The sequence below is a fragment of the Rhizocola hellebori genome (assembly GCF_016862955.1).
GTDB lineage: Bacteria > Actinomycetota > Actinomycetes > Mycobacteriales > Micromonosporaceae > Rhizocola > Rhizocola hellebori.
In genome coordinates, this window is sequence record NZ_BONY01000038.1 from 63,761 (window position 1) to 78,775 (window position 15,015).

14 protein-coding genes are annotated in these 15,015 nt (G+C 67.7%); 7 read left to right on the forward strand and 7 right to left on the reverse strand.

The genetic code is table 11. The features are described 5' to 3' along the window. Positions 1-7: 7 nt before the first annotated feature. On the reverse strand, positions 8-553 hold the full coding sequence (locus tag Rhe02_RS28210; RefSeq protein WP_203911408.1) for a TetR/AcrR family transcriptional regulator: 546 nt from the start codon (positions 551-553) through the stop codon (positions 8-10). Between the two features lie 62 nt (positions 554-615). Here Rhe02_RS28210 and Rhe02_RS28215 point away from each other — a divergent pair, with 62 nt between their 5' ends. From Rhe02_RS28215 to Rhe02_RS28230, 4 genes are read left to right on the forward strand one after another with little or no spacing between them, the layout of a single operon-like run. Next, positions 616-1,212 carry a LemA family protein gene (locus tag Rhe02_RS28215; protein ID WP_203911409.1) on the forward strand — a complete coding sequence of 199 codons (597 nt, stop codon included), beginning with the start codon at positions 616-618 and terminating at the stop codon, positions 1,210-1,212. Further along, the gene (locus tag Rhe02_RS28220; RefSeq protein WP_203911410.1) at positions 1,212-3,314 is read left to right on the forward strand and encodes a M48 family metallopeptidase; all 2,103 of its coding nucleotides are present in this window, start codon (positions 1,212-1,214) and stop codon (positions 3,312-3,314) included. Before Rhe02_RS28215 ends, Rhe02_RS28220 begins: the two co-directional genes overlap by 1 nt. After that, positions 3,315-4,340 carry an SMP-30/gluconolactonase/LRE family protein gene (locus Rhe02_RS28225; protein ID WP_203911411.1) on the forward strand — a complete coding sequence of 342 codons (1,026 nt, stop codon included), beginning with the start codon at positions 3,315-3,317 and terminating at the stop codon, positions 4,338-4,340. It abuts the gene before it with no gap. Continuing rightward, a complete protein-coding gene (locus Rhe02_RS28230) occupies positions 4,337-5,185 on the forward strand; it encodes an SCO6745 family protein (RefSeq protein WP_444544529.1) in 849 nt (282 codons plus the stop codon). Before Rhe02_RS28225 ends, Rhe02_RS28230 begins: the two co-directional genes overlap by 4 nt. On the opposite strand, the gene Rhe02_RS28235 is transcribed toward Rhe02_RS28230, so the two are convergent. Both Rhe02_RS28235 and Rhe02_RS28240 read right to left on the reverse strand, forming a co-directional pair. Next, the gene (locus tag Rhe02_RS28235) at positions 5,165-6,313 is read right to left on the reverse strand and encodes a cytochrome P450 (protein WP_239124090.1); all 1,149 of its coding nucleotides are present in this window, start codon (positions 6,311-6,313) and stop codon (positions 5,165-5,167) included. The two genes, Rhe02_RS28230 and Rhe02_RS28235, sit on opposite strands and share 21 nt — an antisense overlap. Next, positions 6,294-7,349 (reverse strand): LLM class F420-dependent oxidoreductase, encoded by a 1,056-nt coding sequence (locus Rhe02_RS28240; RefSeq protein WP_203911413.1) that lies wholly within the window; start codon positions 7,347-7,349, stop codon positions 6,294-6,296. Before Rhe02_RS28240 ends, Rhe02_RS28235 begins: the two co-directional genes overlap by 20 nt. 141 nt (positions 7,350-7,490) lie before the next feature. On the opposite strand from Rhe02_RS28240, the gene Rhe02_RS28245 reads away from it, so the two are divergent. Beyond that, positions 7,491-8,414, forward strand: a complete 924-nt coding sequence (locus Rhe02_RS28245; RefSeq protein WP_203911414.1) for a zinc metalloprotease — start codon at positions 7,491-7,493, stop codon at positions 8,412-8,414. Between the two features lie 58 nt (positions 8,415-8,472). On the opposite strand, the gene Rhe02_RS28250 is transcribed toward Rhe02_RS28245, so the two are convergent. The 4 genes from Rhe02_RS28250 to Rhe02_RS28265 all read right to left on the reverse strand — a co-directional run bounded on the left by Rhe02_RS28250 (position 8,473) and on the right by Rhe02_RS28265 (position 13,508). After that, positions 8,473-9,546, reverse strand: coding sequence for a glycoside hydrolase family 18 protein (locus Rhe02_RS28250; RefSeq protein ID WP_203911415.1), 1,074 nt, complete (start codon positions 9,544-9,546; stop codon positions 8,473-8,475). 128 nt (positions 9,547-9,674) lie between these two features. Next, positions 9,675-10,961, reverse strand: a complete 1,287-nt coding sequence (locus Rhe02_RS28255; protein WP_203911416.1) for a C39 family peptidase — start codon at positions 10,959-10,961, stop codon at positions 9,675-9,677. A gap of 84 nt (positions 10,962-11,045) precedes the next feature. Continuing rightward, positions 11,046-13,169 (reverse strand): bifunctional polysaccharide deacetylase/glycosyltransferase family 2 protein, encoded by a 2,124-nt coding sequence (locus tag Rhe02_RS28260; protein WP_203911417.1) that lies wholly within the window; start codon positions 13,167-13,169, stop codon positions 11,046-11,048. Between the two features lie 3 nt (positions 13,170-13,172). Then, a complete protein-coding gene (locus tag Rhe02_RS28265; protein ID WP_203911418.1) occupies positions 13,173-13,508 on the reverse strand; it encodes a hypothetical protein in 336 nt (111 codons plus the stop codon). 153 nt (positions 13,509-13,661) lie between these two features. Here Rhe02_RS28265 and Rhe02_RS28270 point away from each other — a divergent pair, with 153 nt between their 5' ends. Beyond that, positions 13,662-14,243: an RNA polymerase sigma factor gene (locus tag Rhe02_RS28270; protein WP_203911419.1), complete on the forward strand. Its 582-nt coding sequence runs from the start codon at positions 13,662-13,664 to the stop codon at positions 14,241-14,243. Between the two features lie 34 nt (positions 14,244-14,277). After that, positions 14,278-14,913 (forward strand): hypothetical protein, encoded by a 636-nt coding sequence (locus tag Rhe02_RS28275; RefSeq protein ID WP_203911420.1) that lies wholly within the window; start codon positions 14,278-14,280, stop codon positions 14,911-14,913. Positions 14,914-15,015: the final 102 nt, after the last annotated feature.

Sequence of the window (15,015 nt, forward strand, 5' to 3'; positions counted from 1 at the left end):
TCGGCGCCTAGTCGGTCAGATAGCGGTGCAGCAGGTCACGAAGTTCGTCATCCAGATCGGACTGACTGTAGGACTCATCGACGGCGACCGGCGCCGAGAGCACGAACGACTGCACGGTGAGCAGCACCGCTCGCGCCATCCCGCCGGGATCGCCCGCGCGCACCTGCCCACTGGCCTGCCCGGCGCGCAGGCCTTCGGTGAGGAATGCCAACATTTCCTGCTGGCTGGTACCTCGCCTATCGAGCATGTAGGGCAGGAGTGTTTCCGGGTCGGCCTCGATTATCTTGCGCAGCAATGGATGCTCGCGCAGCTGCCGGGTGACCTTCAGGATGCCGTCGATGGTGGCCGGCTCGGCGACGATGACCTCGTGCCACTCCCGGCTCATCAGGTCGGCGACCAGCGAGCCCACGTCCGGCCACCGGCGATAGATCGACATCCGGGACACCCCGGCCCGGCGGGCGACATCGGTCAGCGTTGTGCGCCGCACGCCGTAGGCGAGCACGCACGCTTTGGTCGCGTCCAGCGCGAGGTCCTGCAGCCCTTGTGACACCACATGTCTAGTTGTATCACCTCGTTTTGCCCTTCGATCATCCCATATCCCCCTAATCTGAGCAGATGGAGTGGCTCATCGGACTGGTATGCCTCGCGCTGCTCATCATTGTCGTGGTGGGCTATGGCATCTCGGTCTACAACGGCCTGGTACGCGCGCGCAACGCCTACAAGAACGCCTTCGCACAGATCGATGTGCAGCTGACCCGCCGCCACGACCTCATCCCGAATCTCGTGGAGGTCGCCAAGGGCTATATGAAGCATGAGCGCGAGACGCTGGAGGCCGTGGTCAAAGCCCGGACCGGCGCGATCAGCGCACAGACCGCGGCCGCGGCCAACCCGGGCGAGCCGGGCGCCATGCAGAACCTGGCCGCTTCGGAGAACGTGCTGACCCAGACGCTGGGCAGGCTCTTCGCGCTCGCCGAGGCCTACCCCGATCTCAAGGCCAACCAGAACATGATGCAGCTCAGCGAGGAGCTCACCTCGACGGAGAACCGGGTTGCCTTCGCCCGGCAGGCCTACAACGACTCCGTCATGGCCTACAACAACAAACGTGAGGTCTTTCCGGCCAGCGTCGTCGCCGGGATGATGGGCTTCGCCCCGGCCGCCCTCTTCGAAACCGACGACCCTGGCAAGCGTGAGGCTCCCAAGGTCTCGTTCTGATGACGACGAATTTCTTCGAGCGCCAGCGCAATCTGCGCCGGATGTCTTTTCGTCTGGTACTGCTTTTCGCCCTCGCGGTCCTCGTCATAGTGATCGTGGTCAACGCCGTGGTCCTCTTCGCCTTCGGCGCGCTGAGCCGGGGCCAGGACGCCTCACGGATAGCCGGAATTGTCATCGTCACCAGTCTCGGCACCATCGGCGCTATCGGTCTCGCCACGCTCTACCGGATGGCGACGCTGCGCGGTGGCGGGGGCAGGGTGGCCCGCGAGCTCGGCGGCGACCGCGTACCAGACGACACGACCGACCCCCAGCTGCGACGCCTGCGCAATGTTGTCGAGGAAATCGCGATCGCCTCCGGGGTACCGGTTCCAGAGATCTACGTTCTGCAACACGAGTCCGCGATCAACGCCTTCGCCGCGGGCTGGTCGACCTCCGACGCCGCCGTGGCGGTGACCCGGGGAGCCCTGGACAGCCTCAACCGCGACGAGCTGCAGGGCGTAATCGCCCACGAGTTCAGCCACGTCGTCAACGGGGACATGCGCCTGAACATCCGCCTGATCGGTCTGCTGTTCGGCATCCTGTTCCTCGCCGTGGCGGGCGAGACGATCCTGCGGGCCGGGGCCTTCACCCGTTCCCGCGACGAGCGCTCGGGCGGCAACCCGCTGCCCCTGGTCGGCATAGCGCTGATCGTCGCCGGCTACGCCGGCGTCCTCATTGGACGGATCATCAAGGCCTCGGTGTCCCGCAAGCGCGAATATCTGGCCGACGCCTCGGCGGTCCAGTACACCCGCCAGCCCATGGGCATAGCCGGAGCGCTCAAGAAGATAGCCGGCCTGCCCACCGGCTCCGGGCTGAACAGCCCGAAGACCGAAGAGGTAGCCCACATGCTGTTCGGCACGGGCTCGAAGAAACGCCAGTCCCTGTTCGCCACCCATCCCCCGCTGGCCGACCGCATCAAAGCCCTCGACCCCACCTTCGATCCCGCCCAGCTGGCCCAGCTCAGCCAGCAGTGGGCGCAGTCCCCGCCCAACGGCCTCCGTGAAGACGCCGCCCTAGGCCTGACCCCACCCACAGCCCAACCGCGCACCACACCCCAGCCCAGCGCGGCACAGCCCAGCGCGGCACAGCCCAGCGCCGCACAGCCCAGCGCCGCACAGGCCAGCACCGCACAGGCAAGCGCGGCACAGGCCAGCACCGCACAGGCAAGCGCGGCACAGGCCAGCGCGGCACAGGCAGCGGCGGGCGCGGCACCAACCAGCGGCACGGCCGCGGCACAAAGCGGCCGGGTGGGGGCCGGGGAGGCGGTGGTGGCGCGGGTGGCTGCGCCCGATGAGGCCTCGTTTCATCGGGCGACATCGCTTCTGCAACGCCTTCCCGATGAGCTGCTGGCGCGGGCGCGCAGTGTGGATCAGGTGGTGCCGCTGGTGTTGGGGTTGCTGGTTTCCGCCGATGCCGGCGTGAGCGCGCGGCAGCGGGCCGACCTCACCGCGCTCGTCGGCCCCGGGCTGACCGACGCCGCGTTTGCCGAAGCGGCCAGGCTGGCCGGGCTGGATCCGCTGCTGCGCCTGCCGCTGGCCGAGATCGCGTTTCCGGCGTTGCGCTACCGCTCCTGGCCGCACCAGCAGGCGGTGCTCCAAGCGGTGCAGGCTCTGGTCGTCGCGGATGGGAGGATCAGCACGTTCGAGTACTGCTTCTCCGCCCTCTTGCACAGCGAGCTCTATCAGGCGATGCATCCGCCGCCGCACTGGCATTCGGCGAGCCGCACCCTGGCCAGAAGCCGGGAGGAGGTGGTCACCCTGCTCAGCGTGCTGGCCGACAGCGAGCCCGCGTTCCGAGCGGGCCTGGCCGTAGCACTTGCGGATGAGCAAAAGCAAAGGGTCTATGAGCGCAGGCCCGCCGTGGCGCTGGAGCCGGTCTGGCATGTGTTGCGCGAGCTGCGTCCGCGGGACAAGGAACAGCTGATCAGAGCCGCAGTGACGGTAATAGATCACGATCAGGCGATGACTGTCGATGAGATGGAACTGCTGCGCACCATCTGTGGTCTCCTGCACTGTCCGCTGCCACCTCTGGCCTCGGCCGTGGCCGGAGGTCACAATCCTTAGATGACCCCTGTCCGACGTCCGCGAGTCCCCCGGCTGATTTCCCCGGTCAAGGCGGCGGCCACCGTGGTCCCCCCGTTCACCGGGCCATGGTCGCCCACTGACACCGGCATCGACCGGGTGGAGCTTTTCCCGCTGCCCTCCGGGCGCGGCCCCGAGGACGTCTGTGTCGACCTGCAGGGTCGCCTCATCGCGGGCGGTGAGGACGGCAACCTGTGGCGCTGGAAGCAGGGCGCGCAACCGCAGGACTCCCCCGAGCTGCTGGCCAACACCGGCGGGCGGCCGCTGGGGATAGAGGTCGATGCGCGCGACGGAACGCTGATCGTCTGCGACGCCCATCGGGGGCTGTTGCGGGTCAGCGAGGCAGGCGAGATCACCGATCTGGCGGCCATCGCGGCCAGAAAGCCGATCCTGTTCTGTAACAACGCCGCGGTGGCCAAGGATGGCACGGTCTACTTCACCGACAGCTCCGACCGGTTCCCCATCTCGGCGTGGCGGCGCGACATCCTCGAGCATCGCCCCAACGGCCGCCTGCTGTCCTATCGCGACGGCCGGGTCGAGGTCATCGCGACTGGCCTCTACTTCCCCAACGGGGTGGCGCTCAGCCCGGACGAGAAGTCGCTGATGATGGTCGAGGACTCCACCCATCGGCTGACCCGGGTGGCGCTGGAAACCGGTGCGGTGACCGAGCTGCTCGATCTGCGCGCCTATCCGGACAACATGTCCGCGGTCGGCGACGGCACCTACTGGATAGCCCTGCCGAGCCTGCGGCTGCCCATCGTGGAGAAGCTGCTGCCGCACCCGGGTCTGCGCAAGCTCGCCGACCTTCTGCCTGACCGGTTCCAGCCGCAGCCGAGCCGCTACAGCCTGGCCGCGCTGGTCGACGGCGACGGTCAGGTGCTGCGCACCATCCACGGCCCAGCGGGCCGCTATCCCATGCTCACCGGGGTTCGCCAGCAGGGCGACCTCCTCTGGTTCGGCAGCCTGACCAAGAATGCCGTGGCCCGCCTACGCCTGGAGAGCTCATGAGTCTTCCCATCGCCCGTCGCATGTGGACAATGTTCGAGCCGCTGCATGACGTCACCTACTTCACGCCGGAGGCGCGCGAACATTTCGAGGCGGCGGGCCTGCGCGGGTTCTGGCGCGGCTACTTCGCCGGAAGGTGTGCGCCGCTCGGCCCGGTGGACGCCGCCCCGGTGATCGCCTCCTTCTTCAACTTCGCCCCGGCCACCGTGCGCCGCGCTCTGCCCGACGTGTGGTCGCGGGCGACGCCGGAGGCGGCGCTCAAGGCCCGTCAGGCCGGGGCGGTCGCGGCGCTGGCCCGATTGCTCGACGGGCAGCCCGTGGAAGAGGCGGCCGACCTGTTGGCGCGGGCCGCCAGCCACGCCCATACCGCCGGCCGGGTGCTCGCCGCCGCCAACCAGGCGCTGCCCGTGCCCGACGAGCCGCTGGCCAAGCTGTGGCACGCGGCGACCGTGCTGCGCGAGCATCGCGGCGACGGCCACGTGGCGGCCCTGGTCGCCTGGGAGCTCGACGGTTGCGACGCGCTCGCCTGGCGCACCAGCATGGACCTTTCGCGCGAGGTGTTGCAGCCCGCGCGCGGCTGGACAGACGAGGAATGGGAAGAGGCCGTGCTGCGCTTGAAGACGCGCGGCTGGCTCGACATCGAGGGCCGCGCCACCGCGCTTGCCTCCGAGGCGCATCGCGACATCGAGGCGGTCACCGACCGTGCCGCGCAACGGCCCTGGGACGAGCTCGGCACGGAGGCCACCCAGCGGCTGATCACCGTCCTGAAACCGTTGGCACAGGCCGCTTACCGCGATATCCCCAACTACAACCCGATCGGCCTGCCCTCACCCGACCTCAACGACTAGCCCGCGCAGCTCATAACCGGAGATCTCCTCGTTGATGGAGACCCGCGGTGGGCTGACCATGCGCAGCCCGGCGACGGCGAAGAGGCGGTGCAGGAAGATGTCCGCCTCTTGGATGGCGATGTGCGCGCCGGGGCACTTGTGTGCGCCGTCGCCGAAGGACAGGCCCGCTTCTATCGGACGGGCCGGGCAGATCGCCAGCGGGTCATCGCCCACCGAGGCACCGTCCACATTGGCCACTCCCACCGCGATGTCGACCAGCGCGCCGGCCTCGATGGTGGTGCCGTCGGGCAGCTCCACGGGCGCGGTGGTGCGGCGCTTGAGGTTTCCCACCACGGGTTCGAGCCGGAGCAACTCGTGCAGGATGGCGATTCTTTCCGTCTCTTGCCCTATCTGGTACCGAGTCCGCAAACCCTCATCGGTGAACAGATGCCAAGCCGCGACGTTGATGAACTCGCGGGTCGTGATCATGCCGGCCGCCGCGAAGGTCAGGCACTCGCCCAGGATCTCGCTGTTGGTACACCCCTCGTTGATGAGGTGCGAGATAAGGTCGTCGCGTCGCTCACGGCGGCGCGTTCTCACCGCGGGCCGCACATCGCCGAAGTAGACGGCCATCCACGAGAAGTTCTGACGCCAGAACCAATACAGCCCATGCAGGCTGGTGAAGCCGGGCTTGCCGAACTTCTCCGGAAAGAAGCGCTCGAGGCGCACATCCGTGCCGGGTTTGCTGTCGGTCAGCCCGATGACGGCTTTGGCGACGTCGACGGCCAGGCGGAAACTCAGCTCGGAAAGGTGCGCCCGCCCTTCCCGCTTGAGCACGGCGATCTCGCGATCGGCGATGCCGACCATCAGCTCGCGGTAGTGTTCGTCGACCCGGCGCGGCGTGAAGTAGCGGGCCGTCTGCCGCCTGTGCTCGCGGTGCTCGGGCCCATCGCGGTAGAGGACCGGCCGGCGGATCTTCGCGGGAAGCTTGTCTACCGACTCGATTCCCAGCCCCGCCTGACGGGTGTCGGTGCTGCGCAACACCGCACGGGCAGCGGAATAGCCGTGCACCCGCCAGACACCGTCCGCGTCCTGTTGAGCCGGGCACGCGACCGCGGTGTCACCGCGATCAATCTTGCGAGAGTTCATCAACCAAATCCCTAAGCTGGGCAATCGAATCGACCCGTGCCGCATGGGTGGCAGCCATCGGCGCGACCTGCAGGGTGGTTACCCCCGCGGCCGCATAGACTGCCAGCCTCTCCCGGATATGGTCAACTGGCCCAACCAGACAGGTGTTGCGCACCAAATCGTCAGGCACGGCCGCAGCGGCTTCCCGCTTGCGCCCACTGAGGTAAAGGTCTTGGATGAGCCCGGCCTGCTCTTCGAACCCGTAGCGCCTTACCAGGGCGTTGGAGAAGTTCTTCTCCCGCGCGCCCATCCCTCCTATGTAGAGGGCCAGCGCATGCCGATGCGTGGCGTGGGCCAGCTCGGGATCGTCGGTGATGGCGAAGGGCGCGGAGACCATGACATCCAGCGCTCCCAGCGCGGGGTCGCGTTTGGCCAGGCCCTCGGCCAGGGACTCGCCCCACACCGCGGCGGCCCGCTCCGGCAGGTAGAACAACGGTTGCCAGCCTTCGGCCAGCTCCGCCGCGAGCGCGACGTTCTTGGGCCCGACCGCGCCCAGAATGATGGGGATCCTGTCCCGCACCGGCTTGTTGATGATTTTGAGCGGCTTGCCCAGCCCTGTCCCCTTCTCGGGCGGGAGCGGAATCTGGTAGTGCTTTCCTTGGTGCACCAGCGTTTCCCGCCGCCACACCTTGCGGCAGATCTCGATGAGCTCGCGGGTGCGGGCCAGCGGGGCGTCGAAAGGTACCCCATGGAAGCCTTCGATCACCTGCGGCCCGGACGATCCGATGCCCAGGCAGAACCGTCCATTGGAGACATAGTCCAGTCCGGCGGCGGTCATCGCGGTCAGCGTCGGGGTGCGGGTGTAGAGCTGGATGATGCCGGAGGCAAGCTCCACGCGTGTCGTTTTCGCGGCTAGATAACCCAATTGGCTCACCGCGTCGAAGCTGTAGGCCTCCGGCACGACGGCGAGATCCAGCCCCGCCTCTTCGTAGTCGATCAACTCCGCAGCGGTGTCGGCAAAGCCGCCGCTGTAGCTGAGCATCATTCCTATTCGCACGATGAGCAGCGTACAACAAACCAAGCAAGCGCTTGGCTGTGATAGTCGATTACGGAAAGTTACTCATACGAACGTATGGTTTCGATCTCCCTCGATCGGCCCTAACGTCCATGGCACCTTCCCCACAAGAGAGGTGATTCGATGAAGCTGAGGCGCACCCTCAGTACGATCGGTCTGGCCGGTTTGGCCGCAGCCAGCTTGTTCGTGATCAACCCAGCGTCCTCTGTGGCCGCCGGCACGGGCGATGCGGTCTGTGGCACCACCGCCGGGGCCGATGCCAAGGCGCGGCCCGGTGGATCCGCCAAGCAAGACCCCAACGAGCTCACCGACGACCAGGCCGCCGCGCGTGAACGGGACTTCGCCGCGGCAATCCGCCTGCGCAGCAAACTCGACGGCTCCGCCCAATTGGCGGCCGCCATCAACATCCCGGTGGCGTTCCACGTCATCAAGGAGAACAACACGGTCGGCGAGATCTCCGACCAGATGATCAACGCTCAGATGAACGTTCTCAACGCCGCCTATGCGGCGTCCGGGTTCACGTTCTCGCTGTCGTCGGTCGAACGCGTCGTCAACCCCGCGTGGTACCCCATCGTCTACGGCTCGAACACCGAGAAGCAGATGAAGGCGGCCCTGCGCGTGGGCACCATGGGCGTGCTCAACATCTACACGGGCGAGCTCAGCGACAACCTGCTCGGCTGGGCAACTTTCCCGAAGTCGAAGGCCAACACGGCTGATGGTGTGGTCATGCTTGGCGAGTCGATGCCGGGTGGTGACGCCGCTCCGTACAACCTGGGCGACACCGCCACCCACGAGATCGGCCACTGGCTGAACCTCTACCACACCTTCCAGGGTGGGTGTAACGGCCAGGGCGACCAGGTGTCGGACACCCCGGCCGAGGCTCAGGCCACCTTCGGCTGCCCGACAGGTCAGGACAGCTGCCGCAACAAGCCGGGTCTCGACCCGGTGAACAACTTCATGGACTACACCGACGACGCCTGCATGTTCGAGTTCACGCCAGGGCAGAACGCTCGGATGGTCAGTGCATGGAACGCTTACCGCGCATAATCAGCTAGACCGAACATCCCGGCGTCGGTGCGCGGCGCCGGGATGTTTCATGTGCGGGCTAGCTTTGGCGCAAGGCCGGCATGGGCGTCTGAATGCCGAAAGTCGTTGCGGCCGTTCCTATTCCGCCCTGACACGTGTTCGGCGGGACGGTGCCGATGCCCCGGGTGGAGGGCCGTTCGGCCGCCCAGAACATGAAGCCGAGCATCCCGGCCGTCGTCCCGGCCCCGTTGGGGGCGACCGACTGGAGGTAGGGCGCGATGGCCTTCTGCACCGAGCCGGCGAAGTTGGTGCACTCGGGCAACGGCGAGCGTCCATTGGCGACATAGAGGCCGCCGGTGAACTTGGCCGGGGCCAGCGGCGGCACCGGCGGGTTGTACTGCGCCTTGCCGTCCACGTGCTCCTGCCAATTGGCCTGGGCCGAGGAGACCGACGGCTGACGTGCCGGGACCATGGCGTTGGCGTAGTCGAGGACCGGGTTGCCGGGACGAAGCCAATCCGCGGTCGCCTTGCGGTTCAGCGCAATCAGCCACCGGTCACCCGCGGCGACGTCGATGGTCAGGCGCGCCCGCGGGTTGGCCCCCGACGCGTCGTAGGGATGGATCGCGCGATAGGCGTCGATGAAAGCCTGCAGCGCGGTGACGTTCGGGTCGGTGTTCTGCTCGTAGTCGATCTCGATGCCGACCCCCAGCTGGCTGGCGACGGCCGCGGCCCGCTGGCCGAGCAGCGTGCCGTTGGCGGCCAGCGCCGCGTCCCAGTCGTCGGTGTAGGTGATGCCGCCGATGGAGAGCATCACCCGTATCCCGCGAGAGGTGAAGTAGTTGACGATCTCCGGCGTCATACCGCGCGGCACCCCGCCCAGCGTGGTGGCGTCGGTGGTCTGGTTGAGCAGCTTGAGCGGGTTGACGAAGCTGAGCACGACCACGTTGACCGAAGGCTGGCCGTTGCCGCGGTCGATGAGCCAATGGTTCTGGCTGTCGAATTGGGTCACCGTGCGCGCCGTGCCCCAGGTGCAGAAGTCGTCGCTGCAGTGCCAGGCGCCGAAGATCTGGATCGGCGTCACCGCCGCTACAGCCGGTGCCGGGGCAGAGGTCAAGCCGAGCAACGCGACTAGAAAGAAAGTTAAACGTTTCATGTCCATAGATGCGCCGGCATGCCGGGAAACGTCACTGTGACAATCCGGAGACCCTCGGCGCTGATAAGGGTGGGACCAGCTTGGCGCACCCTGGCTGGTCCCTCTTTCATGCTCTCATCACGACACCCCTACCAGTTGGCCTGGGCTTCGGGCGCGGGAAGCGCCTGCGACGTGGGGTGGATGACGTAGACCACGCCACGGCTGCTGTCCAGCCAGGCGGCCTCCAATTCGGCCCGGCCCACCGTCTTTCGCACCGCGGCGTCGCTGGGCGCGGCCGGATCGTTGAGCACCGGCTCACCCGTTGGAGTGAATCCGGCGAGGACCAGAAGGTGGCCGTTGGTGCCGTAGGTCAAACCCGGGATCTTGCCTTTCTTGAACGACAGCGACAACACCAGTGGGATCCCGGCCGCGATGAACTTCTCGGCCTCGTTGAGCGAACGCAGCCGGGTCACGAAGCCGTCCAGCCCGAAACGGCCGGCGTAGGCGGTGTTGAAGGGCCAGTTTCCGGTCCCCGCATAGTTGCTGTCGTAGGTGTGCCGGGCCGCGTAGTCCACCCACGGGTCGGCGAAGGCCGGGTCGACCCAGGCGTAGTCGGCGGGCGCCGGGCCGGTGCCCCAGTGCGCGACGACCATCGAGGTCGAGGTCGGGCTGCACCAGGCCTCGCCGCCGCCGTTCCACTGCGGGTACTCGCCCTGGTGGATGCTTTGGGAGAACTGGGGAACCGGCAGCACCACCCCCTGCGCGGCCTGCGGTGTGCTGGCGACCACCGCACCCGGCGCGGGCAGGCGGGAGACCATCACCCCGAGCGAACGCACCTGCGGCGTGAGCGCCGACCCGGCCGGCCGCAACAGGGTGACCCGCAGCTGGTAGCTGATCCAGCCGCGCCCGGCCGCCGCCACGAAGGTGTCGATGGAGACCGAACCGTCGGTGTCGCCCTGGGTGGGTACCGATGTACGGGCGATGGTGACGTCGTCCTGCGCCCAGCGCCCCAGCACGTACCACTTCGTGGTATTGCCAAGCTCAGTGACCCCGCGCAGCTCGACTTCCACCCAGGCGCCCTCGGGTGTGTTGGCCGTCCAGGACGGAATCGCTTCGGCGGCGGCGAATCCGAGCGGGACCGTGGCCGAGGTCCAGGTGGCGTAGTCGTAAGAGCCGGAACTGCCGGTGAACGGGTCGGTGTAGCTACGCTGCCCGGCCGCGGTGGCCAGGGTCAGCGCGCCGGAGGCGATGGCCACCCCGGCGCTGGTCCCGGTCGCCAGCTCGGTGTCGCTGCTCCAGCGCCGGAACACGATGTCGCGCTGCGCCGCGGGCGCGGGCGGCTTCTTGTCGCCGGCCAGCGCGGCCGCGCCCGGCAGCGCACCGGTCGCGACGGCGGCCGATGCCAGGGCCACCCGAAGGGCACTTCTTCGATCCATGAATGAACTCCCGCCATGAAAGAATTTTTCTTTGAGGCTGGGTCATCCGAATATGTTTTGCAATAGCCCGTTCGCTGTTTGTGCTCACCGTTTCGTCAGCAGCGCGGCGGCCGACCCGGTGCGCGTCATCCGCTGCCAGCGCAGCCGGTTGCCGATCAGGGCGGTGACCGCGGACTGCACCACCACCAGGTACATCAGCTGTCTGTAGACGACCTGCTGAAACACGATCGTCCACAGTGGACGCTGCGACTCCCGGTCGAGTTTGAGGGCCACCGCGGCGGTGAAGGTCTGCATAGCCAGCAATCCCAGCCAGGCGGCGGCCATCTGGTACCAAGGAAGGAAAAGCAGGCCATAAAGCGCAAAGACGTCGACGGCCGGGGCGGCCAGGGGCAGAGCCAGCTGGAAGGTCGCCAGATAGAGCAGCCCGCGCCGCAGCCGGTTGCGCTCGATCAGGGCGCGGCGGTGTTTCCACATTGCCTGCATCGTCCCGTAGCACCACCGATAGCGTTGCCGCCAAAGGACTCTCAGCGTGGAAGGCGCCTCGGTCCACGCGATCGCGTGCTCCTCGTAGGTCACCTTCCAGCCGGCCCGCAACACCGCCATCGTCAGGTCGGTGTCCTCGGCCAGCGTGTCCGACGACACCCCCCGGACCTGATCGAGCACCTCGGCCCGGAACGCCCCCACCGCACCAGGAATGGTCGGCATGCATCCAGCGACGTCGAAGTAGCGCCGGTCCAGGTTGAACCCGACCACGTACTCCAGGTGCTGCCACTTGCCCAGCCAGCCCTTTCTGTTGGCCACCTTGGTGTTTCCGGCGATCGCCCCCACCCGCGGGTCGGCGAAACCCTGTACCAGGTTATAGATGGTGTTGGTCTGAAACACGGTGTCGCCATCGACGAGGACGAGCAGATCCCCGCGCGCGAGCGCTATCCCGGTGTTGAGCGCCACCGGCTTGCCCGCGTTTTCCTGACTCGTCACGTAGACGTCGGGCAGCCCCATCCGCCGCACGATGTCGGCCGTCCCGTCGGTCGAGCCGTCGTCGACGACGATCACCTCCAGCTGGGGATAGTCGCTGTGGACCAGCGACCGCACCGTGGCCGCGATATTGGCCGACTCGTTGTAGGCGGGCACGATCACCGACACCGGCAGCAGCACCTCCGGCCGGCCTGCCGACCAGCGCTGCCGAACCAGGCGCAGATGTCTGCGCACCGCGAACAGCTGCACGACAAGGCGCAGCACGGAAAGGATGAGCGCGATCGCGAGCAGCCATCCCATCGCGGTGGTCACCCAGCCCGCGATGATCTGGGCGCCCCGAAACGTGTCACCGCGCAACTGCACGCCCGCGGCGGCCGGCACATGGGCCGATGGGGCGCCGATGGCCGCGGTCACCGTGGAGAACTGATAACCCTGCGCCTTGAGCTGCGGGATGAGCTGGTTCAGGGCCTCCACCGTCTGGGCACGATCACCGCCGCCGTCGTGCATAAGAACCACCGCGCCCTTGCCCACCGCGGGAGTGGCCGCCTTGACGATCTCCGGCGTGCCGGGCCGCTGCCAGTCCCTGGTGTCGAGATCGGCGAGCACTCCGATGTAGCCAAGGGACCCGATCTCACGCAAAGTGGTGAAGTCGGTGAGGGTGAGGGCGTCCGGGCCGGAGGAGAAAGGCGGGCGGAAAAGCGTGGTCTGATAACCGGTTGCGCCCGCGATGGCGTTGCTCGTCAGCGCCACCTCAAGGCCACGCCGCCAGCTCGGCACGGTCGCCAGCTCAGCGTGGGTGAAAGTGTGCGAGCCCACTTCGTGGCCTTCCGCCAGGATTCGCCGAGTTATCTCCGGGTACCGGTTGACGCGCGACCCGAGCACAAAAAACGTCGCCTTGGCCTGCTGCTCGGCAAGGACGTCCAGAATCTTCGGCGTCCACTCCGGGTCGGGCCCGTCATCGAAGGTGAGCGCGATCTGTTTGGCCGGCAAGGACCGGCTTTGCGGGCTCGCGCCGTCGAAGCGGATCAACGGCCCGCCCTCGGCGATCTCGGCCGGCACCACGGCCTGCTCCGGCTGCGCCTGCGGCCGCCCGGATCCTCCCAGCACCCCGCTCTCATAGCCGTTGAGGGTCAGCAAACCGAGCAGCACCACCAGTGCGAGCAGAAGCAGCACCCAATGGGCGCGCGGGCGGCGGGGCATCGCCCGGCGCTGGGCGACCACATGACGTGGCATGCGTTAGGGCTTTCCCGGCGTTTTCGACGGCCGGCCGTGGCCGTTGCCGTTCCCGTTGCCCGGCCCGGTGGCAGCGGCCGAGGTGGCGGTGGTCGGCGTGGTGGTCTTCTTGGGCACCGAGGTTCGCCCGGGCGCTGGTGCGGGGACAGGCGTCGGGGCGACCCCGTCGTCGACGTGGGCCGCGTCGGGCCAGCCGGGAAGCGGAAGCGGGGCACCGGTCACCAATCCCGCCGTGAGCACGATCAGCCCGATGACAAGAACGACTCCGAGGCCGCTGCCCAGCACGATGGCGACGCGCCTGCGCCGGCCGGTGTGGTCCACGAACACGGGCCTTTTCATCAGGAATCCTCACTGGCTAAACGCTTTCCAGGCGCACGATTCGCGCCGGTATAACAGCGCCGAGCGTCCGTTGTTTGTCACAGCCGAGTGCCGGACTCGCGTCACAGCGCCCTTGTGTGCAGAATCAAAGGCCGTCGGAAGGAACCATCGCCAGTGACCGAGAACGAGCCGAACCCGGCGACAGATGATCTGTCGTCCGCAGTTCAGGCAGCTCGCGGCGGCGATGAAGCGGCATTTCGGGCGCTGTATAGGGCGATTCAGCCGGGTTTACTGCGCTATCTGCAACTTTTGGTGGGCGCCGACGCGGAGGACGTCGCCTCGGAGACCTGGCTGCAGGTGGTACGCGATCTGAGCAGCTTCAAGGGCGACGGGCTGGGTTTCCGCCGCTGGGCGGTGACGATCGGCCGGCACCGTGCGCTGGATCACGTGCGCCACCACCAGCGCCGGCCGGCGATCGCCATGCCGGTCGAGGCGATGGTGGAGATGCCCGACAGAAGCGATACCGCCTCGGCGGCGATGGAGGTCATCTCCACCGACGCCGCGCTCGCGATGATCGCCACTCTCCCCCGGGATCAGGCCGAAGCCGTGCTGCTGCGAGTGGTTGTCGGGCTCGACGCGGAATCGGCCGCCGTCGTTCTGGGTAAGCGTTCCGGGGCTGTCCGCACCGCCGCTTACCGTGGGTTGCGGCGATTGAACGATGCGCTTGGGCACAGCCGAGACGACACGGCAGAGTGACACTAAACGTGGGGCGCGACGCTGAAGGGATGAGATGAACGAGCACAGGCGCCATTTGGATCGCGAAACCGCCGAGCAACTGCTCGACGGTGTTTCGCCGACCCGTGCCGCCGGTGCCGACAGGCTGGCCGAGCTGCTGGCCGCCGCGGGTGGACCGCCGCGGCCCTACGAATATGCCCGCGAGGAGGAGGCGGTCCTGGCTTTCCGGGCGGCACCCGCGCCCGCGCGGCGCCGGCCCTCGTGGCGCAAGCTGCTCACCTTCAAGGTGCTCGCCATCACCGCCACGATCACGGTGGGCGGGCTTGCCTTCGCCTCCACCACCGGCATCATTCCCGGCCCGTTCAGCCAGAGTCCCGGGGTATCCCCCACCGGCAATCCGACCTCGAACACGCCGGGGCGTTCCCGGGCTTCGTCGCCCGCCTCACCGACGCCCGCGAGTTCGGCCGCGGCCGCCTTCGGTGGGCTGTGCAACTCCTATCTCAGCAAGGACGCTCAGGCCCGGAGCAAGGCTTTGACCACCCCTGCCTATGCCGACCTGGTGACGGCGGCCGGTGGCGCGGACAGGGTCGAGGCGTATTGCACGGCGTTGCCCGACAAGGAAAAAGCGGACAAATCCAAGGATCCCAAGCCGACCCACGAGCCGAATCCGCCGCACGCCTCGCGCCGGTGACACAACTCAGGCCCGCGGCGCTTTAGAGATGACTGCGTTTCCCAACGACTGATCCCCCCTCAGTCGGCCGGTGCGGCCAAGCGAGCCTCCGCCCTTTTCGCC

Coding starts and splice junctions, on each gene's coding strand:
- Rhe02_RS28220 (WP_203911410.1), top strand. CDS start 1,212: ATGACGACGAATTTCTTCGAGCGCCAGCGCAATCTGCGCCGGATGTCT.
- Rhe02_RS28260 (WP_203911417.1), bottom strand. CDS start 13,169: ATGCCACGTCATGTGGTCGCCCAGCGCCGGGCGATGCCCCGCCGCCCG.
- Rhe02_RS28250 (WP_203911415.1), bottom strand. CDS start 9,546: ATGAAACGTTTAACTTTCTTTCTAGTCGCGTTGCTCGGCTTGACCTCT.
- Rhe02_RS28225 (WP_203911411.1), top strand. CDS start 3,315: ATGACCCCTGTCCGACGTCCGCGAGTCCCCCGGCTGATTTCCCCGGTC.
- Rhe02_RS28265 (WP_203911418.1), bottom strand. CDS start 13,508: ATGAAAAGGCCCGTGTTCGTGGACCACACCGGCCGGCGCAGGCGCGTC.
- Rhe02_RS28245 (WP_203911414.1), top strand. CDS start 7,491: ATGAAGCTGAGGCGCACCCTCAGTACGATCGGTCTGGCCGGTTTGGCC.
- Rhe02_RS28230 (WP_444544529.1), top strand. CDS start 4,337: ATGAGTCTTCCCATCGCCCGTCGCATGTGGACAATGTTCGAGCCGCTG.
- Rhe02_RS28215 (WP_203911409.1), top strand. CDS start 616: ATGGAGTGGCTCATCGGACTGGTATGCCTCGCGCTGCTCATCATTGTC.
- Rhe02_RS28255 (WP_203911416.1), bottom strand. CDS start 10,961: ATGGATCGAAGAAGTGCCCTTCGGGTGGCCCTGGCATCGGCCGCCGTC.
- Rhe02_RS28275 (WP_203911420.1), top strand. CDS start 14,278: ATGAACGAGCACAGGCGCCATTTGGATCGCGAAACCGCCGAGCAACTG.
- Rhe02_RS28235 (WP_239124090.1), bottom strand. CDS start 6,313: ATGAACTCTCGCAAGATTGATCGCGGTGACACCGCGGTCGCGTGCCCG.